The 17,629-nt window shown below is 64.8% G+C and carries 20 protein-coding genes; 11 read left to right on the top strand and 9 right to left on the bottom strand.

Annotated features, from left to right (window positions below; genetic code table 11):
* Positions 1-211 precede the first annotated feature (211 nt).
* Positions 212-1,126: an arginase gene (gene rocF, locus AB7849_RS03025; protein WP_369500531.1), complete on the top strand. Its 915-nt coding sequence runs from the start codon at positions 212-214 to the stop codon at positions 1,124-1,126.
* A gap of 172 nt (positions 1,127-1,298) precedes the next feature.
* Here rocF and AB7849_RS03020 read toward each other — a convergent pair whose 3' ends face one another.
* Entirely contained in the window at positions 1,299-1,754 is a 456-nt protein-coding gene (locus AB7849_RS03020; RefSeq protein ID WP_008213529.1) for a MarR family winged helix-turn-helix transcriptional regulator, read from the bottom strand.
* Between the two features lie 194 nt (positions 1,755-1,948).
* On the opposite strand from AB7849_RS03020, the gene hppD reads away from it, so the two are divergent.
* From hppD to tpx, 9 genes are all read left to right on the top strand, one after another.
* Positions 1,949-3,043 carry a 4-hydroxyphenylpyruvate dioxygenase gene (gene hppD / locus AB7849_RS03015; RefSeq protein WP_037100889.1) on the top strand — a complete coding sequence of 365 codons (1,095 nt, stop codon included), beginning with the start codon at positions 1,949-1,951 and terminating at the stop codon, positions 3,041-3,043.
* Positions 3,044-3,191: 148 nt separating this feature from the next.
* Entirely contained in the window at positions 3,192-3,485 is a 294-nt protein-coding gene (locus AB7849_RS03010) for a GIY-YIG nuclease family protein (protein WP_008213527.1), read from the top strand.
* 148 nt (positions 3,486-3,633) lie between these two features.
* Positions 3,634-4,938, top strand: a complete 1,305-nt coding sequence (gene hmgA / locus AB7849_RS03005; RefSeq protein WP_008213525.1) for a homogentisate 1,2-dioxygenase — start codon at positions 3,634-3,636, stop codon at positions 4,936-4,938.
* Positions 4,935-5,537, top strand: a complete 603-nt coding sequence (locus tag AB7849_RS03000; protein ID WP_008213523.1) for a hypothetical protein — start codon at positions 4,935-4,937, stop codon at positions 5,535-5,537. Before hmgA ends, AB7849_RS03000 begins: the two co-directional genes overlap by 4 nt.
* Before the next feature lie 9 nt (positions 5,538-5,546).
* The gene (locus AB7849_RS02995; RefSeq protein ID WP_008213522.1) at positions 5,547-6,530 is read left to right on the top strand and encodes a fumarylacetoacetate hydrolase family protein; all 984 of its coding nucleotides are present in this window, start codon (positions 5,547-5,549) and stop codon (positions 6,528-6,530) included.
* A 135-nt stretch (positions 6,531-6,665) separates the two neighbouring features.
* A complete protein-coding gene (locus tag AB7849_RS02990; RefSeq protein WP_037100886.1) occupies positions 6,666-7,436 on the top strand; it encodes a helix-turn-helix domain-containing protein in 771 nt (256 codons plus the stop codon).
* A 276-nt stretch (positions 7,437-7,712) separates the two neighbouring features.
* Complete coding sequence (locus tag AB7849_RS02985) at positions 7,713-8,960, top strand: NnrS family protein (protein ID WP_008216936.1); 1,248 nt, start codon at positions 7,713-7,715, stop codon at positions 8,958-8,960.
* 84 nt (positions 8,961-9,044) lie between these two features.
* Positions 9,045-9,485: a CopD family copper resistance protein gene (locus AB7849_RS02980; protein WP_008216939.1), complete on the top strand. Its 441-nt coding sequence runs from the start codon at positions 9,045-9,047 to the stop codon at positions 9,483-9,485.
* Between the two features lie 30 nt (positions 9,486-9,515).
* Positions 9,516-10,016 (top strand): thiol peroxidase, encoded by a 501-nt coding sequence (tpx, locus tag AB7849_RS02975; protein WP_008216942.1) that lies wholly within the window; start codon positions 9,516-9,518, stop codon positions 10,014-10,016.
* A gap of 592 nt (positions 10,017-10,608) precedes the next feature.
* On the opposite strand, the gene AB7849_RS02970 is transcribed toward tpx, so the two are convergent.
* From AB7849_RS02970 to ccoN, 8 genes are all read right to left on the bottom strand, one after another.
* On the bottom strand, positions 10,609-11,028 hold the full coding sequence (locus AB7849_RS02970) for a group III truncated hemoglobin (RefSeq protein ID WP_092701908.1): 420 nt from the start codon (positions 11,026-11,028) through the stop codon (positions 10,609-10,611).
* On the bottom strand, positions 11,025-11,270 hold the full coding sequence (gene ccoS, locus AB7849_RS02965; RefSeq protein ID WP_008207489.1) for a cbb3-type cytochrome oxidase assembly protein CcoS: 246 nt from the start codon (positions 11,268-11,270) through the stop codon (positions 11,025-11,027). Before ccoS ends, AB7849_RS02970 begins: the two co-directional genes overlap by 4 nt.
* Positions 11,267-13,495, bottom strand: coding sequence for a heavy metal translocating P-type ATPase (locus tag AB7849_RS02960; RefSeq protein WP_008207491.1), 2,229 nt, complete (start codon positions 13,493-13,495; stop codon positions 11,267-11,269). The genes ccoS and AB7849_RS02960 overlap by 4 nt, the downstream gene beginning before the upstream one ends.
* Positions 13,492-13,710 carry a hypothetical protein gene (locus AB7849_RS02955; RefSeq protein WP_008207492.1) on the bottom strand — a complete coding sequence of 73 codons (219 nt, stop codon included), beginning with the start codon at positions 13,708-13,710 and terminating at the stop codon, positions 13,492-13,494. Before AB7849_RS02955 ends, AB7849_RS02960 begins: the two co-directional genes overlap by 4 nt.
* A complete protein-coding gene (gene ccoP, locus AB7849_RS02950; RefSeq protein WP_008207495.1) occupies positions 13,694-14,602 on the bottom strand; it encodes a cytochrome-c oxidase, cbb3-type subunit III in 909 nt (302 codons plus the stop codon). The genes AB7849_RS02955 and ccoP overlap by 17 nt, the downstream gene beginning before the upstream one ends.
* Positions 14,599-14,796 (bottom strand): cbb3-type cytochrome oxidase subunit 3, encoded by a 198-nt coding sequence (locus AB7849_RS02945; RefSeq protein WP_008207497.1) that lies wholly within the window; start codon positions 14,794-14,796, stop codon positions 14,599-14,601. The genes ccoP and AB7849_RS02945 overlap by 4 nt, the downstream gene beginning before the upstream one ends.
* Positions 14,793-15,446 (bottom strand): cytochrome-c oxidase, cbb3-type subunit II, encoded by a 654-nt coding sequence (gene ccoO / locus AB7849_RS02940; RefSeq protein WP_008207499.1) that lies wholly within the window; start codon positions 15,444-15,446, stop codon positions 14,793-14,795. The genes AB7849_RS02945 and ccoO overlap by 4 nt, the downstream gene beginning before the upstream one ends.
* A gap of 116 nt (positions 15,447-15,562) precedes the next feature.
* Positions 15,563-17,029: a cytochrome-c oxidase, cbb3-type subunit I gene (gene ccoN / locus AB7849_RS02935; protein WP_037097858.1), complete on the bottom strand. Its 1,467-nt coding sequence runs from the start codon at positions 17,027-17,029 to the stop codon at positions 15,563-15,565.
* 216 nt (positions 17,030-17,245) lie between these two features.
* On the opposite strand from ccoN, the gene fdxA reads away from it, so the two are divergent.
* The gene (fdxA, locus tag AB7849_RS02930; protein ID WP_008207504.1) at positions 17,246-17,569 is read left to right on the top strand and encodes a ferredoxin FdxA; all 324 of its coding nucleotides are present in this window, start codon (positions 17,246-17,248) and stop codon (positions 17,567-17,569) included.
* Positions 17,570-17,629 lie beyond the last annotated feature (60 nt).

Genomic DNA, 17,629 nt, shown 5'->3' with positions numbered 1-17,629 from the left:
ATGCCGGACGGCGACTGCGCCTCCGGCGTCGATTTTGCATCTTCGCCCCACGGCCTGTTGCCCCTGCAGACCTTGGATGCGCCCAGCCTAACGCGTGTCGTCGGCATTTCGCTTGACCACGGTCAAGTTGTGCGCGATGCGCCGCATCACGGCTTCGTCAAGCCGAGCCGTTACACTGGCAGGCTGCAGCAAACAAATTGTGGGAAACGACATGAGCAAACAGACGATTGCACTGGTCGGCGCGCCGACCGACATTGGCGCAGGACATCGTGGCGCCTCGATGGGACCCGAAGCGCTGCGCGTGGCGATGATCGGCGAGCGCCTCAGGCGCCGCGGTTTCGACGTGACCGATCGCGGCAACCTGCATGGCCCGCTGAATCCGTGGCAGCCGCCGACCGACGGGTACCGCCATCTGCCCGAAGTGGCCGCCTGGAACCAGGCCGTGCACGAAGGCATCTATGGCGAACTGAGCCAGGGCCGATTGCCGATCATGCTCGGTGGTGACCATTGCCTGGCGATCGGCTCGGTCAGCGCCGTGGCGCGCCATTGCCGCGAGCAGGGGCGCAAGTTGCGCGTGCTGTGGCTGGATGCGCACACCGATTTCAATACCGCGCTGGGCACGCCCACCGGCAACATCCACGGCATGCCGGTGGCCTGCCTGTGCGGCAACGGTCCGGCCGAACTCACCGGCATTGGCGGCCACGTGCCGGCGGTGGAGCCGAAGGTGTTCCGCCAGATCGGCATCCGCTCGGTGGATGATCCGGAGAAGAAGCTGGTGCGCGAGGCGGGCATGGACGTGTTCGACATGCGCCACATCGACGAAGTGGGCATGAAACGCACCATGGAAGAGGCCCTGGCCGGCATCGATGCCGACACCCATCTGCATGTCAGCTTCGACGTCGATTTCCTCGACCCGTCGATCGCTCCCGGCGTGGGCACGACCGTGCGCGGTGGCCCGAATTATCGCGAGGCGCAGTTGTGCATGGAGATGATTGCCGACACCGGTCGCCTGGCTTCGCTCGATATCGTCGAGCTGAACCCCGCGTACGACAAGCGCAACGCCACCGCCAAGCTGGCGGTCGACCTGATCGAATCGCTGTTTGGCAAGTCCACGCTGATCCGCTGATCTGGCGGGCAGGCGTTTCCCGGTGCATCGGGTCGAGCCGGTTCAAGATCCTGCCCGATTCCCTTGCAGTGTAGGAGCCCGCTCGCGGGCGATGCTTTTGGCATCTCTGGGCGCCAGATCAAGAGCATCGCCCGCGAGCGGGCTCCTACAGCGCAAAAAAGGGGGCGGGCCCTCAGGCCTCGGGCGGCATCAGCTTGTCGAGGATGCTCCGCAGCCACCGCTGTTCTTCGGGTTCCAACTGGCCCAGCAACTCGCGTTCACGCTGACGCGCCATCGGCGCCACTTCGTCGTGGATGCGCCAGCCGGCGGGGGTGAGATCGAGCACCGAACGGCGTTTGTCGTCGCTGTGGGTCTCCCGGCGCACCCGGCCGGCGGCCACCAGCCGGGCCAGTGCGCGGCTTACCGCCACCTTGTCCATTGCCGTGCGCTCGGCCACCTCGCGCGCCGACAGGCCGTCGAAACGGGCTAATACCGCCATCACGCGCCATTCGGTCACACCAAGGTCGTAGCGTTGCTGATAGTCGTCGGCAATGGCCTGGCTGACCGTGTTGGACACGATCGAGAGCTGGTAGGGCACGAAGCGCTCCAGTTCCAGCGGGGCGTGGTCAGGTTTGCGGATGCCGGGCATCGTTGCAATGTTCCTTGCAAATAGTTTCATTTGTAACTATAACTTGTGCGGTCGTACATGACCGCGAAGGTCAAACGGGCAGCCATCCATGGCTGCACTTTTCACCAAAAGCGCGCGTCACGTTAGCGTTTGCTGTGCGAAAAGCTATCGGTAGCGCGGTTTGTGTCCCCATCGTAGCCCGTCGGAGAAATTTCATGACAGCCCAGCCCAACCTTGGCATGCAGGTCACCACGTTCGAAAACCCGATGGGGATCGACGGTTTCGAGTTCGTCGAATTCGCTGCGCCGGCCGGTCGTGCCACGGAACTGCACGAACTGTTCCGCAAGATGGGTTTCACCGCGGTGCTGAAGCACAAGCGCCAGCCGATCACGGTGTATCGCCAGAACGGCGTGAACTTCCTGGTCAACGAAACCCCTGATTCCTTTGCCGCCGATTTCGCCGAAAAGCACGGCCCCAGCGCCTGCGGTTTCGCGATCCGCTTCAAGAAACCGGCCAGTGAAGTGCTGGCAACGGTGCAGGGCAACGGTGGCGAGGCGATGACCGACAAGGCCGACACCCGCGCGGTGAGCGCGCCGGTGGTCAAGGGCATCGGCGATTGCATGCTGTATCTGGTGGATCGCTATGGCGACAAGGGCAGCGCCTACGGCGACGATTACGCGCCGATCGACGGTGCCGAACAGAACCCGAAGGGTTTCGGCCTCACCTTCATCGACCACCTCACGCACAACCTCTACTACGGCAACATGGCGCAGTGGTCGGAGTACTACGAGAAGCTTTTCAACTTCCGCGAGATCCGCTACTTCGACATCAAGGGCGCCAAGACCGGTCTGGTGTCCAAGGCGATGACCGCGCCGGACGGCATCGTGCGCATCCCGCTCAACGAGTCGAATGATCCGAAGAGCCAGATCAACGAATACCTCGACGCTTACCATGGCGAAGGCATCCAGCACATTGCCTGCTTCACCGACAACATCTACGACACGGTGGAAGCAATGCGTGGCCAGGGCGTGGAATTCCTTGATACGCCGGACACCTATTTCGACGTGGTCGACCTGCGCATTCCCGGCAACGGCGAAGACGTGCCGCGCCTGCGCAAGAACAAGATCCTGATCGATGCCGACCCGGAAACGAAGAAGCGCCTGCTGTTGCAGATCTTCACCCAGAACTGCATCGGCCCGATCTTCTTCGAGATCATCCAGCGCAAGGGCAACGAAGGCTTCGGCGAAGGCAACTTCCAGGCGCTGTTCGAGTCGATCGAACGCGACCAGATGAAACGCGGCGTGCTTTGATTCTTGAGCCTGCGGCCCTTCGACTTCGCCGCTGCGCGGCTACGCTCAGGGTGATCGGAGTTTGTTGCACCGTTCGCCCTGAGCGTAGGCCCGCAGGGCCGGAGTCGAAGGGCAGTCGAGCGACCAAACCGGCAAGGAAGCCGCAGAAATGGAATTCACTCTCTATATCCTCGAATGCGCCGATGGCAGTTTCTACATCGGGCACACGGACGACCTGGACAAGCGGATGGAGCAGCACGATCAGGGCAAAGGTTGCGTCTATACCTCGACACGACGGCCCTTGAAGCTGATCCACACGCAAGGCTTCGAAACGCGTTACGAGGCGTTGACCATGGAACGCAAGCTGAAAGGCTGGAGTCGAGCCAAAAAGCTAGCGTACATGGCGGGAAACTGGGACGCCCTGGGCGCTTTGGCCAAGGGCAAACACCAGCATCAACGGTGATTGAAAGGCGCTTCGACTCCGCTTGCTTTGCAAGCTACGCTCAGCGCGAACGGTTTATCCACCGTTCGTCCCGAGCACCTTGACGAGCCTGGGCCAGGTGGAGTCGAAGGGCCGGTGGAACCAGAACACACTATCCGGAGCATTCGCAGTGAACGCGCAACCCAACTACCAATCCGGCTTCGGCAACGAGTTCGCCAGCGAGGCGGTTCCGGGCGTGCTGCCCGAGGGCCAGAATTCGCCTCAGCGCGTGGCACACGGCCTGTATGCGGAGCAGTTGTCCGGCACCGCGTTCACCGCGCCGCGGCATGCGAACCGGCGCAGTTGGTTGTATCGCATTCGTCCGGCAGCGATGCACAAGTCGTTTGCGCCACTTTTGCACGAGCTTTTCCATAACCGTTTCGATGAAGCGCCGGCCACGCCCAACCAGTTGCGTTGGGATCCGTTGCCGTTGCCCGAGGCGCCCACCGATTTCGTGGAGGGTCTGCTCACGCTGGCCGGCAATGGCGGGGCGGCGGAACAGGCGGGCGTGGGCATCCATCTCTATGCGGCCAACCGCTCGATGGAAGGGCGATTCTTCTACGATGCCGATGGCGAGTTGCTGATCGTGCCGCAGCAGGGTCGCTTGCACATCGCCACCGAACTTGGCGTACTGGAAGTGAAGCCGCTGGAGATCGCGGTGATTCCGCGCGGCGTGCGCTTTCGCGTCGAGCTGCTCGATGCCACCGCGCGCGGCTACGTGGCGGAAAACTTCGGTGCCATGCTGCGCTTGCCCGACCTGGGCCCGATCGGTGCCAACTCGATGGCGCTGCCGCGTGACTTCCTCGCGCCGGTGGCGGCGTACGAGGACATCGAGGGCGACTTCAAGCTCATCGCCAAGTTCCAGGGGGCGTTGTGGCAGGCGGCGATCGATCATTCGCCGCTGGACGTGGTGGCCTGGCACGGCAATTACGCGCCGTACAAGTACGACCTGACCCGCTTCAACACGATCGGCTCGATCAGCGTGGATCATCCCGATCCGTCGATCTTCACTGTGCTGACCTCGTTGTCCGATACCCCGGGCACGGCGAACATGGATTTCGTGATCTTTCCGCCGCGCTGGCTGGTGGCCGAGCACACCTTCCGGCCGCCGTATTTCCACCGCAACGTGGCCAGCGAGTTCATGGGCCTGATCGAAGGCGCCTACGATGCCAAGGCTGGCGGTTTCGCGCCGGGCGGCGCCTCGCTGCACAATTGCATGAGCGGTCATGGCCCGGATGCCGCCAGCTTCGAGAAAGCCAGTGCGGCCGATACGGGCAAGCCGGATCACATCATGAACACCATGGCTTTCATGTTCGAGACGCGCAAGGTGATTCGGCCCACGCAGCAGGCGCTCGATGCGCCGCAACTGCAGCAGGACTATTACCAGTGCTGGCAGGGCATCGCGAAGCATTTCGATGCGGGCAACCCGTCGTGAAGCGCCGGTGGTCCGGCATTCCGTTCGGCATCGCCTGCACGCTGATGCTGGTCGGGTGTGGCGATACCGACCAGTCGGCGACAACGCCCGCATCGGCCGTTGCGCCGACAATCAGGCCGGTGACGGCGGCTGCGGCGGATACGCTGGCGCACTACGACGGCTACGGCGATACGCGCTTCGGGATGGATGAGGCTGCCTTCGATAGAGCCAGCTTCAATAAGGCTTGGGCTGGCGAGTTGAAGGGCGCGCCGGGGCCGGATTCGACCTGTTTTTACAAAACGCCGAAATGGGTGAAGTCGCCAAGGGAGTTCGCCTTCATGTTCGAGGGTGGCCGTTTCGTTCGCTACGATGTAGGCACCGCCAAGGAGGTTGCGCCAGGCGGCGGCAGAGTGGGCATGGACGAGGCGCGGATCCGCACGTTGTACGGCGCGCGTGTCGAAGCGCAACCACACAAGTACGTCGCCGGTGCAAAGTATCTGCGTGTCGCCGCGCCGCAGAGTGATGGCGTCGTGGTATTCGAGACGGATGCACAGGGCAAGGTGACGCGGTGGCATGCAGGTGTGCCGCCGCAGGTCGATTACGTTGAAAATTGCGGTTAGGAGCATTTGATGAAACTTGCAAGTCTCAAGGAAGGTGGCCGTGACGGCACCTTGGTCGTGGTCAGCCGCGATCTGACGCACGCCGTGAAGGCCACCGGTATCGCCCCGACGCTGCAGGCCGCACTGGACGACTGGTCGAGCGCGGCGCCGCGCCTCAATGCCTTGTCCGACGCATTGAATGCGGGCAGTGCCAATGGTGCGTTCAAGCTGGACGTGGCGGCGCTGGCTGCACCGCTGCCGCGCGCCTATGAATTCGTCGATGGTTCGGCCTATCTGCCGCACGTGGAACGCGTGCGCAAGGCGCGCGGCGCCGAGGTGCCGGCCTCGTTCTACACCGACCCGCTGATGTACCAGGCCACCAGCGCCGGCTTCCTCGGACCGCACGACGACGTGGTGGTGCCGAGCGAAGACTTCGGCATCGACCTGGAAGCCGAAGTGGTCGTGGTCACCGACGACGTGCCGATGTCGGCCACGCCGGCGCAGGCGTCCGAGCACATCCAGCTGGTTGGCCTGATCAACGACGTGAGCCTGCGCGGGTTGATCCCGGGCGAGCTGGCCAAGGGCTTCGGCTTCCTGCAGAGCAAGCCGCGCTCGGCATTGTCGCCGGTGCTGGTGACGCCGGACGAGCTGGGCGAGGTGTGGCAGGGCGACAAGCTGCACCTGCCGATGCGCACCTGGCTCAATGGCCAGTGGTTCGGCGAGGCCGAGTGTGGCGTCGACATGCAATTCAGCTTTGCCGAACTGGTGGCGCACGTGGCCAAGACCCGTCCGCTCACCGCGGGCACCCTTGTCGGCTCGGGCACCATTGCCAACCAGGACACCAGCAAGGGCGCGTCGTGCCTGGCCGAGCAGCGCACGGTGGAAACCCTGCGTGACGGCAAGCCGTCCACCCCGTTCCTGAAATTCGGCGACACGCTGCGCATCGACGTGACTGATGCCGCCGGCGCCTCGATCTTCGGTGCGATCGAGCAGCGCATCGTCGGCAAGGCCTGAGCAGACGACGGGCCGCCACGTCCATCGGTCGCGGAAGCTCGCGGCCGTGGCGCGGTCTGCGTATCATCGGTAATGTCCCGACGCGTCACCCCGTCGGGATAACCGACTCCGCGCTGCCACGGCCTGACCCGAGCTATGCCATCCAAGAATTCCGCAGGACGCTTGCATCTGGTGCCCACGCCGATCGCCGACGACGGGGACGCCACGCATTTCTGCACCACCTGCGCGTTCTCCGACGCCTGCATCGCGGTGGGGTACGGCAAACCCGAGCTGGCGGAATTGCATTGTCTGGTGGAGCACGTGGGGCCGTTCCAGGCCGGTGAGCACGTGTTCCGTACTGGCGATCCGTTCCGCGCGATCTATGCGGTGCGCGAGGGCTCGGTGAAGACGCGCCTGTTCGACCGCGAGGGCAACGAGCAGGTGCTCGGCTTCTACCTGCCGGGCGAGGTGGTGGGGTTGAATGCGATCTACCCGGATCACTTTCCCTGTGATGCGGTGGCGCTGGAAAACACCAAGTTCTGTCGCTTCTCGTTCCCCGCGATGAGTGCGTTGGCGACGCGCATGCCGGCGGTGCAGCAGCACATGTTCCGGCTGATCAGCAAGGAATTGGGCGCGGTCTCGCTGCTGGCCGGTGACCATAGCGCGGACGAGCGCATGGCGGCGTTCCTGATCGACCTGTCGGTACGCTACGCGGCGCGCGGCTTTTCGGCCACGCGTTTCCACTTGAGCATGTCGCGGGGCGATATCGCCAATTACCTGCGGCTGGCGGCGGAAACGGTCAGCCGGGTGTTGAGCCGCTTCCGCGCACAGAAGTTGATCGAGATCGATGGCCGCGAGCTGGCATTGCTCGATCCCGACGGCCTGCGCGAGCTGGGTGCCAGCCTGCTGCCGGATCAGGCGGGTTAGGAGCGTGGCCGGCAGAAATCTTCCGGGCTGCAAAAGCGTCTGCGTGGTCCATATTTCCATCGCTTATTGCCCATAGAACCACTATAGGCCGGCAAATCGTCGAAAATCTGTCCTTGCGCAGCCACTTTTTCCCCTCGAAAGTTTCTACCGCCCACGCTCCCGGCCTGATTCCATCGGCCTGATTCCATCGGCCCTGATTCCATCGGTCTGATCCAGGTCAGTGAGCGTCCGCTCGCGGCATGCCAGCATGCTGCGATAACGACTATCCTGAGCCCCATGAGCGAGCCTCTTTCCACGGCTTCGGCCAACGCCGCGCTGTCGCGCCTGCTTGCAGCGGCACCGCATCGCCCCCTGTTTCTTGCCGGCACCGTGGCGGTGCTGCTCAGCATGACCTGGTGGACACTGGAGTTGGCGTCGTTGCGATTCGGCTGGGGCCACTGGCCGCAACCGCCGATCCCGCCGATCTGGGGGCACGCGATGCTGATCCAGTACGGCCTGTTTCCACTGTTCATGTTCGGCTTCCTGATGACCACGTTCCCGCGCTGGATGAACGGGCCGACGGTGCCACCCGCGCGCTATCTGCCGGTAGCCGGCGGCGTGCTCGGCGGCTACGTGCTGGCGAACATCGGCCTGCTCGGACTGCCATGGCTGCTGAAGCTGGGCATGGGGCTGATGCTGGTTGGCTATGTCATCGGCGTGGCTACCCTGGGCGGCGTGCTGCGCGCGGCGACCGAACGCAACAAACATGGCTGGTCGTGCTTCGCCGCGTTCTGCTGCGGCACGCTGGGGCTGCTGTTGTTCCTGGGCTGGCTGCTGCTGGGCGCGCCGACAAGTTGCGCCGAGCTCGCGGTGAAGCTGGGCACGTTCGGCTTCCTGCTACCGGTCTATTTCACCGTCTGCCATCGCATGCTGCCGTTCTTCAGCAACAACATCGCGAAGGGACGCGGCTACGTGATGCGGCGGCCGGGCTGGAGCCTGCCGGTGGTGTGGGCGCTGCTGCTCGTGCATCTCCTGCTGGACTGGCGCGGGCAATTGCGCTGGCTGTGGCTGTGCGATGTGCCGCTGGCGCTGGTGTTCGGCTGGCACGCCCTGGCCTGGCAGCCGTGGAAGTGCATGCGGCCCGGCCTGCTCGCGGTGCTGCACATCGCGTTCGCGTGGCTGCCGTTGGCGTTCGTGCTGTTCTCGATACAGGACATCGTGCTGGCGACCGGCGGTGGCTACGTGCTGGGTCGCGCGCCGTTGCACGCGCTGGCGATCGGTTTCTTCGGCTCGATGCTGGTGGCGATGGTGACGCGGGTGACCCACGGCCATTCCGGCCGGCCGTTGCAGATGGGCGCGGTGCCGTGGTTGTGCTTCGGGTTGCTGCAGGCGGTGGCGTTGCTGCGCATCCGTGCGGAACTGGGTGGCGACATGTACCTGTGGCTGGTGATCGCCGGCGCAGGCTGGTTGCTGGCGTTCCTGCCGTGGGTGCTGCGCTCGGCGTGGATCTATCTGACGCCGCGGGCGGACGGCAAGCCGGGCTGACACCGTCCGTGACTTGATTCAGGTCAGCGTGCCGGATCGAGACGGCGCGCAAACTTGGAGCATGTCTGTCGTGGAGAAATGAGCATGGCTGCCTGGTATTCGTGGATCGTGCTGCTGCACCTGTCGTGCGCGATCGTGTTCGTGGGCGCCGCGGCGTTCGAGGTGCTGGTGCTGGAAGCGCTGCACAAGCGTTTCGACGTCACCACGATGCGCCAGCTCGAAGAGGCGGTAATGGCGCGCGTGCGCCGCTTCATGCCGGTGGTGGTACTGCTGTTGTTCATCAGCGGCGGCATGCTGTTCGACCTGCGCTGCAATGGCCTGACCTGCATCGGCACCACCCGTTTCGGCTGGTTCCTGCTGCTGAAGGTGACGTTGGCGTTCGGCGTGCTGGGTGTGTTCATCAATGCGGTATGGGCCGGCGCACGCGGGCGCATGAATGCCTGCCGCTTCCGCTATACGCACCGCATCGTGCTGGCGATGATGGTGGGGATCGTGTTCCTGGCCAAGACCATGTTCTACTTGTAAGCCCATCTTCCCCAACGAATGAGGTGTGCCATGTCCAAGGTAGCTTTCAAGGGTCAGCCGATCCAGGTTGACGGTACGTTCCCGACGGCAGGTCAGTCGGCTCCGGCGTTCTCGCTGGTGGGCAAGGATCTGGCCGATGTGTCGCTGGCGAATTTCGCCGGCAAGCGCAAGGTGCTGAACATCTTCCCCAGCGTCGATACGCCGACCTGCGCCGCGTCGGTGCGTCATTTCAACGAATCGGCAAGCAAGCTGGATAACGCGGTGGTGCTGTGCATCTCGGCTGACCTGCCATTCGCCCAGGCGCGCTTCTGCGGTGCCGAAGGCCTCGACAATGTCGTCAGCCTGTCGATGATGCGCGGCCACCAGTTCCTCAAGGATTATGGCGTGGCGATCGCGGAAGGCCCTCTGGCCGGTCTTGCCGCCCGCGCGGTGGTGGTGCTGGATGCGCACGACAAGGTGATCCATGCGCAACTGGTGGACGAGATCGCCCATGAGCCTGATTACGAGGCGGCGCTTAAGGTTCTCGGCTGAGTTGTTTTTTTGATGTGTTTGAAAACCTGCTGGTCGTGAGACTGGCGGGTTTTTTTTGGGTTTGCGTGGTCGCACATTGGCTTGTCTGTGGGGGTGTTCGCTCGTACTGGCGCGGTTGCAAACTGGCTCGCCTGCGGCGGGCTTTCGAGCGCCTGCCGGCGCCCGAGTTACCTCTCTTTGCTGGCCCAAAGAGACGTAACCCAGAGAAATGGCCTGTGGGACCCGCCGACCCTACAAGCCTTGGCGGTCGAGGTGTTTGGAACTTGCGTGGCTCTTCCTGTTACACGGGCGGCCACTCCGCGCCGTCACCGAAAACTGAGGGGTAGGAAGAGCGGGCGCGGGTGGTCGAGCTTGTCGCTGCGGTGTGCGGCTCTTCCAACCCTTCGAGAAGCGAACGCAGGGTGCCCCTCTCTTGGGTTACTTTCTCTCGGGCAAGCGAGAGAAAGTGACTCGCCCGTCGGCAGACGGGTGAAACCCCGGCACCAAAGGTGGCGGCACACTGGCCGAATCGTTCAGTCAGAACGACACAATTCCCAAACGTTCCGGGCAACAGAGATACAGATCGGCAGAGCAGGACGAGGCAGCCTCCCGCTCAGGGCTTGCCGAGGCCTACCACCGGAATACCGAGTGGCCGCGCGTCCAGCCGATCCGGCAATCCCATCCCCATGCGCAGGCTGCGGCCGATGCGTTCGGCGTAGTCGAGCATTTGCGCGGCGTCGTTTTCGTCCAGCACTTCAAGCGTGGTTTCGCGCCACAGTTCCAGCCAGCGCACGAAGTGTTCGGTGCGAATCGACGGCTGCGCGCGATGCACGGACATGGGGTTGCCGCGGTAACTGGCTGCGCGCAGTGCCACCGAGCACCAGAACGAGGTGAGCAGGCGTTTGTGTTCGGGCCAGTCGTGCACGGCGGCATTGAAGATCGGGCCGATCGAGGGGTCGGCCTGGACCTTGTCGTAGAAGCGGTCGACCAGGTTGGCGATGCGGGATTCGTCGAGTGTCGTTGCAGTATTCATGGGGATGCAGAGGGCTGTTCGGTGGTGCGGGTGGCGCTGGAGGGCGAAGCTGCCGATGTGGCATCGGGGCGGTCGGTCAACGTGGTGTCTGGCGGCGTGGCCGGATCATCTTCCATCAACGGCAATACGGCAGGGCTGTCCATGTCCTCGAATTGCTGGTGATTCACCGCCCAGAAGAACACGCCGATGGCGATCAGCACGATCAGCAGGGTGACCGGAATCAACACGAGCAGGATGTTCATGCGCGCATGGCCTGTGGTTTCGGCGCGATGCCGCGTCCGGTGCGTAGTGCGTTGAGCACCACTGCCAGCGAGCTGAGCGACATGCCGATGCCGGCCAGCCAGGGTGGCACGAAGCCGAATGCGGCGAAGGGTACGGCACACAGATTGTAGACCAGCGACCAGCGCCGGCCATCGGCGATGACCTGTTGCATGCGCCGGGCCAGAGTGTGGGCGGTGGCGAGGCCGTCCAGATGACCATCGAGCAACAGCAGGTCGGCGTGCGCCTGGGCCAGGGCGGTGCCGCTGGACAGGCCGGCGGAGACATCAGCGCCGGCCAGTATCGGTGCGTCGTTGCTGCCGTCGCCGACGGCAAGCACGATGCGACCGTCCTGCTGCAGGTGGTGCAGTCGGACGAGCTTGTCGGCGGGCGATTGGCGGGCGTGCCAGGTGTCGATGCCGAGTTGGGTGGCCAGCGCGCTCACGCGTCCGGCGGTGTCGCCGCTGGCAATGACCGAGCGGATGCCCTCGGCGTGCAATGTTTCCAACATGCGTGGTGCGTCGGCGCGCGGCTGTTCGTCGAAATGGAAGATGGCCAGCGCGCTTTGGTCGTCGGCCAGCCACAGGGCGCCGTCGGCAGCGTCCGGCTCGTTGCTGTCGGCGAGCGCAAAACCAACGCGACCCAGGCGCAGACGGCGACCGTCCACGATGGCTTCGATACCCCCGCCGGCGCTGACTTGCGCCTGATGGGCATGCAAGAGTGCGGCCTCGTCACTCGCGGCGTTGGTCAGGGCGTGAGCCAGCGGGTGCGTGCTTTCCCGCGCCAGCGCGGCGGCCAGGGACAGCGCTTCGGCCGGGGTGAGGTCGCGCCGTGTATCGATATGTTCGCGGTCGAGCGTGGGCACGCCGAGGGTGCCGGTCTTGTCGAACAGGGCGGTATCGACGCGCGCCAGCGTATCCAGCGCGGCATCGTCGGTCACCAGCACGCCGTGCTGTGACAATGCGCCAAGAGCGCAACTGAGTGCGGCCGGCCGGGTCAACGCGAACGCACACGGGCAGGCGACCACCAGCACGGCGACAGCCGACTCGAACGCGCGCGCGGGATCGACCAGCAGCCAGCCCAGCGCGGTGAGCGCGGTGAGCAACAGCACGCGGGCGACGAAGCGGGCGATCGCGCGGTCGGTAGGGGACGTGGTGACGCAGCGTGCTTCGCGGGCACGACGACCAAGCGCATCCAGCTTTGCCAGCGCCGTGGCGTCGCCGCCGTGTTCGACCGTCAACTCGGCCGGGCCGGTCAGCAGCACGCTGCCGGCGATCAGGCGCTCGCCGCGTTGGCGCCGCACCGGGCGTGATTCGCCGGAGAGCAGTGCTTCGTCCACCTGCACCCAGGCATTTTCCAGCAGGCCATCGGCCGGGACGGTGGCGCCCTCGGCCACGTGTACCCGGTCGCCGGGCGCCAGTTCCATCGCAGCGACGGTTTCCAGTCGGCCGTCGGCGCTGCGGCGTTGCGCAAGCAACGGGGTGGCGTCGATGCTGGCATCGCCCAGCGCACCGCTGCGCTGGCGGGCACGCAATTCCACGTGGCGCGCGACCAGCAGCAGGAACACGAACATGCTGATCGAATCGAAATAGATCTCGCCGTGTCCGCGCAGCGTGGCGAAGACGCTGGCGAAAAAGATCAGCACGACGGCCAGTGCCACCGGCAGATGGATGCCGAGCCGGCGTTCGCGCAACTCGCGCGCGGCGCCGATGTAGAACGGGATGGCCGAGTAACCGACGATCGGCAGCGCGGAGATCAGCCCCAGCCAGCGGAACAGCCCGCGCGTGCTGGCGTCTTCGATGTCCACCGCGCCGAGGTAGAGCACCAGCGCATAACTCATCACCTGCATCGCGCACATGCCGGCGACCAGTAGGCGCTTGAGCGCATCGCGCATCGCGCACGCGCGTTCGTCGTCGATGCGATCGTGACGCAAGGGTTGCGCCTCGCAGCGGGCATGGGCGAAGGCGTCGAGCAGGCGTGGCAACGACGTGTGCCGTGCATCCCACACCACGCGCACGCGCCGGGCCGTGACATCGATGGCGACGCGTTGCACGCCGGGCAGCGTGTGGATCGCCTGCTCCAGGTGGAGCACCCGCCGCGGATCGTCCAGCGACGGCACGCGCAACGCCACTTCACTGCAGCCGTCGCGCCGCGTGCGCAGCACTTGTGCGGCCAGCCCCGGTCGCGCCCATGCGGCGGTGGCGTTCATGGCGATGGCGGGTGCGTGGAATGGGTGGAGGCGGGAACGCCGAGTACCGCGTGCGGGGCATCCAGTGGCGTGTCGGCGTGGCGTGCGCTCACCACGATCATCCAAACGCAGCCGGCCAGCAACGCGGCGAAGATCGCTGCGCCGAACCACAGGATCGGCTGCTGGTACCAGGCCTCTCCGTGGTCACCGGGGTGCGGGTTATTGCGCGCCGACATCGGGGTGTGACACGTGGTAGACGTAGGCGGCCAGAACGTGGATGTCGTCGTCGCTCAGGCGCTTGTCCCAGTTCGGCATGTGGCCCTGACGACCGTCGTGGATGGTCTTCTCGATGTCCGCGAGCGAACCGCCATGCAGCCAGATGTGGTCGGTGAGATTGGGCGCGCCCAGTGCCTGCGTGCCCTTGCCGTCGGCGCCGTGGCAGGCTGCGCAGGTGCCCTTGAAGATCGGCTCGGCCGCGGCCGCCATCTTCGCGTCGTGCGGCTCGCCGGACAGGCTGAGAACGTATTGCGCGAGGTTCTTCACGGTCTGCTCGCCGAGGCTGGCCCACGGCGGCATCACGCCGCCACGACCGTCATGGATCGAGGTGGTGATGTCCTTGCCGCTGCCGCCGTACAACCAGTCGTTGTCGGTGAGGTTCGGCGCCCCCAGCGCCTGGTTGCCGTGGGCGTTGCGGCCGTGGCAGGCCGCGCAGTTGTCGTCGAACAGGCGCTGGCCCATCTGTTGTGCTTCGGGGTCGCCGGCGAGTTGTTCGACGGAATACAGGTCGAAGCGCTGCAGCAGCGGGTCGAGCTTGGCATCGTTGGCCGCGACGGCCTTCGCCAACTGGCCGTGCGAGGTCCAATGCAGCAGGCCCTTGTGGTTGCCGAAGCCCGGGTACAACACAAGGTAACCGATGCCACCGATGAACATGCTGCCGGACAGCAGCAGCCACCAGCGTGGCAGCGGGCGCAGTCCCTCGCGGATGGTGCCGTGCGCCCACGCGTGGCCGGTGGTCTGGTCGGGCTGGGACGGAATCTTCGCGCGCGGCCCCCACAGGAACAGAAACAGGCTGATGCCCATGTTGAGCACCACCAGGAACATCACCCACAACGACCAGCCCATGCTCATCGCGGTTCCTCCTTCGAACGGGTCTGGATGGCGTAGACGTCGGCGTCCGGGTCGTCGTCTTGCAGCGGCAGTTTCGCCATGTAGTCGAACACCTTCTTGTGGCGTTTGCGCCACGCCCAGATCCAGATGCCGATGAAGATGAGCATCAGCAACACGGTGACGACGCCGGCCACATGGCCCCAGATCGGATTCATGGCGTACCTGCCTTGCCGGTGTCGGCCACGGTCAGGGGATGCGGCTCGTTGTCGATGCCCAGCCCTTGCAGGTAGGCGATCAGCGCATCCATCTCGGTCTTGCCCTTGACCGCCGCCGGCGCGCCGGCAATGTCGGCATCGCTGTACGGATCGCCGAGTTTGCGCAGCACGCGCATGCGCGCCTGGATGTCGGCGCCGTCGATGGTGTTGTGTTCCAGCCACGGGTAACCGGGCATGTTCGATTGCGGCACCACGCTGCGCGGGTTCAACAGGTGCATGCGCTGCCATTGGTCGGAATACTTGCCGCCGACGCGGGCCAGGTCGGGCCCGGTGCGCTTGGAACCCCACTGGAACGGGCGGTCATAGACCGACTCCTCGGCGGTGGAGAAATGCCCGTAGCGTTGGGTTTCGAAGCGCAGCGCGCGGATCATCTGCGAGTGGCACAGGTAGCAGCCTTCGCGCACGTAGACGTCGCGCCCGGCCAGGCGCAGCGGGTCATACGGCTTCACCCCGGGTGGCGCCTTCACCGTATGCGCCTCCATGAACAACGGGGTGATCTCGGCCAGGCCGCCGAATGACACCATGATCGCGGTGAAGATGCCCAGCACCGCGGCGTGCTTCTCGATGAATTCGAAATGTTTGTAGGCCATGAGGTGAGAGCTCTACTTGAAGAGTGCGGCCATGGATGGCCGCCTTTGGACTTGCGGGACCGGAGAGGCCCCCGAGAACAGGAGCTTCAACGAAGCGGCGATCATGGACGATCGCATCAGATAACGGCCGGCAGCGGGGCAGGCACCTGGTCGGGCACCGGCTCGGGAATCGGCACCGGGATCGGCTTGATCAGCCGCGCGCGGGCATCGGCGGCGGTGTGCCACAGGTTCCAGGCCATCACCCACATGCCGCTGAGGATCAGCGCGCCGCCGGCCCAGCGGATCAGGTACATCGGCTTGATCGCGATCAGGCTGTCGAGGAAGGCGTATTTCAGCGAGCCGTCCGGCAGCGTGGCGCGCCACATCTCGCCTTCGGTGATGCCGGCGGTCCACATCGAGCCCACGTACATCAGCGTGCCCATGATGTGCAGCCAGAAGTGCAGGTCCATCGCCTTGTGCGAATGCATTGCGGGACGGCCCAGCGCACGCGGCGCCATCGCGTACAGCGAGCCGATGGTGATCATCGCCACCCAGCCCAGCGAGCCGGAGTGCACGTGGGCGATGGTCCAGTCGGTGTAGTGCGACAGCGAGTTCACCGTCTTCACCGCCATCATCGTGCCTTCGAAGGTGGCGGCGGCGTAGAACACCAGCGCCATCACCATGAACTTCACCGCGGGGTCGGTCTTCAGTTTCGACCACGAGCCGTTGAAGGTCATCAGGCCGTTCGCCGCCGAGCCCCAGCTTGGCATCAGCAGCACCAGCGAGAACGCCATGCCGACCGATTGCACCCAGTCCGGCAGGGCGGTGTACATCAGGTGGTGCGCGCCGGCCCACATGTAGACCGAGATCAGCGCCCAGAAATTGACGATGGAGAAGCGGTAGCTCCACAACGGCTGCTGCGCCTGGCGCGGCACGAAGTAGTACATCATCCCGAGGAAGCCGGCGGTGAGGAAGAACGCTACCGCGTTGTGGCCGTACCACCATTGCACCATTGCATCGACCACGCCCGAGTAGATCGGGTAGGACTTGGTGAACGACACCGGGATGGCCAGGTTGTTGATGATGTGCAGCAGGCCTACCGCGATGATGAAGGCGCCGTAATACCAGTTCGCCACATAGATGTGGCGGATGCGCCGGCGCGCCAGACTGCCGAAGAACACCACGCCGAAGCTGACCCAGACCACGGCGATCATGATGTCGATCCACCATTCCGGCTCGGCGTATTCCTTGCTCTGGGTCAGCCCCAGCGGCATGGAGACCATCGAGCACACGCAGATCAGCTGCCAGCCCCAGAACACGAAGGCGGCCAGCTTGCCGTAGGCCAGCCGTGCGTGGCCGGTGCGTTGCACGATGTAGAAGCAGGTACCCATCAGCGCGCTGCCGCCGAAGGCGAAGATCACGCCGAAGGTGTGATCCGGGCGGATCCGGCTGAAGGTCAGCCACGGCACGTTGAAGTTGAGCGCGGGCCACATCAGATCGGCCGCGGCATACAGCCCGACCGACATGCCGATGATGCCCCACACGGCCGAGGCCAGCAGGAACTGACGAACGACCTTGTCGTTGTAATACTCGGTGGAGGACATGCGTGGAATCCAGTAGCAGATACCGATATTTTGCAGGCGCGACATGTTCTTGCGATTGACGTGCGTCAAGCGACCGCGGCGTACAGGGGCTCAGCCGCTGTGGTGCGTTGTCGCAGGTTTCCGCGATTCGCGCCTTTCCGTTGTCCGCACCCTGCGGGTTGACCTGGATCAGCGCCGTGGATGGCTGCCGTCGACATACTGTCCGCGGAGAAAACCATGACCCACGTCGTTACCGAAAACTGCATCAACTGCAAACACACCGACTGCGTCGAGGTGTGCCCGGTGGACTGCTTCCACGAGGGGCCGAACTTCCTGGTGATCGATCCGGACGAGTGCATCGACTGCACCCTGTGCGTGGACGAGTGCCCGGTGGGCGCGATCTTCCCCGAGCTGGACGTACCGGCCGGGCAAGAGGGTTTTCTTGCGCTCAATGCCGAACTGGCGCGCGAGTGGCCGGTGCTGACGGCAAAGAAACCGTCGCCGGAGGATGCGGCACAGTGGGACGGCGTGCCGGACAAACTGCCGCTGCTGAAACGCTGAGTCGCCACGCAACTTCTTCGCATCGGCGCACTGCAGGGGCCCGCTGGCGGGCGATGTACA

Source organism: Rhodanobacter sp. FW021-MT20 (genome assembly GCF_041107475.1).
Classification (GTDB): Bacteria; Pseudomonadota; Gammaproteobacteria; order Xanthomonadales; family Rhodanobacteraceae; genus Rhodanobacter_A; species Rhodanobacter_A glycinis.
This window is presented reverse-complemented; position numbering and strand designations above follow the sequence as displayed.

Bases quoted from the DNA above. Each gene is read 5' to 3' on its own strand.
- hppD (WP_037100889.1), top strand. From the start codon at position 1,949: ATGACAGCCCAGCCCAACCTTGGCATGCAGGTCACCACGTTCGAAAAC.
- AB7849_RS02980 (WP_008216939.1), top strand. From the start codon at position 9,045: ATGGCTGCCTGGTATTCGTGGATCGTGCTGCTGCACCTGTCGTGCGCG.
- ccoO (WP_008207499.1), bottom strand. From the start codon at position 15,446: ATGGCCTACAAACATTTCGAATTCATCGAGAAGCACGCCGCGGTGCTG.
- ccoP (WP_008207495.1), bottom strand. From the start codon at position 14,602: ATGAGCATGGGCTGGTCGTTGTGGGTGATGTTCCTGGTGGTGCTCAAC.
- fdxA (WP_008207504.1), top strand. From the start codon at position 17,246: ATGACCCACGTCGTTACCGAAAACTGCATCAACTGCAAACACACCGAC.
- ccoS (WP_008207489.1), bottom strand. From the start codon at position 11,270: ATGAACATCCTGCTCGTGTTGATTCCGGTCACCCTGCTGATCGTGCTG.
- tpx (WP_008216942.1), top strand. From the start codon at position 9,516: ATGTCCAAGGTAGCTTTCAAGGGTCAGCCGATCCAGGTTGACGGTACG.
- AB7849_RS02990 (WP_037100886.1), top strand. From the start codon at position 6,666: ATGCCATCCAAGAATTCCGCAGGACGCTTGCATCTGGTGCCCACGCCG.
- AB7849_RS02995 (WP_008213522.1), top strand. From the start codon at position 5,547: ATGAAACTTGCAAGTCTCAAGGAAGGTGGCCGTGACGGCACCTTGGTC.
- AB7849_RS03020 (WP_008213529.1), bottom strand. From the start codon at position 1,754: ATGCCCGGCATCCGCAAACCTGACCACGCCCCGCTGGAACTGGAGCGC.
- AB7849_RS03010 (WP_008213527.1), top strand. From the start codon at position 3,192: ATGGAATTCACTCTCTATATCCTCGAATGCGCCGATGGCAGTTTCTAC.
- ccoN (WP_037097858.1), bottom strand. From the start codon at position 17,029: ATGTCCTCCACCGAGTATTACAACGACAAGGTCGTTCGTCAGTTCCTG.
- AB7849_RS02945 (WP_008207497.1), bottom strand. From the start codon at position 14,796: ATGAATCCGATCTGGGGCCATGTGGCCGGCGTCGTCACCGTGTTGCTG.
- AB7849_RS02970 (WP_092701908.1), bottom strand. From the start codon at position 11,028: ATGAATACTGCAACGACACTCGACGAATCCCGCATCGCCAACCTGGTC.
- AB7849_RS02960 (WP_008207491.1), bottom strand. From the start codon at position 13,495: ATGAACGCCACCGCCGCATGGGCGCGACCGGGGCTGGCCGCACAAGTG.
- AB7849_RS02955 (WP_008207492.1), bottom strand. From the start codon at position 13,710: ATGTCGGCGCGCAATAACCCGCACCCCGGTGACCACGGAGAGGCCTGG.
- AB7849_RS02985 (WP_008216936.1), top strand. From the start codon at position 7,713: ATGAGCGAGCCTCTTTCCACGGCTTCGGCCAACGCCGCGCTGTCGCGC.
- rocF (WP_369500531.1), top strand. From the start codon at position 212: ATGAGCAAACAGACGATTGCACTGGTCGGCGCGCCGACCGACATTGGC.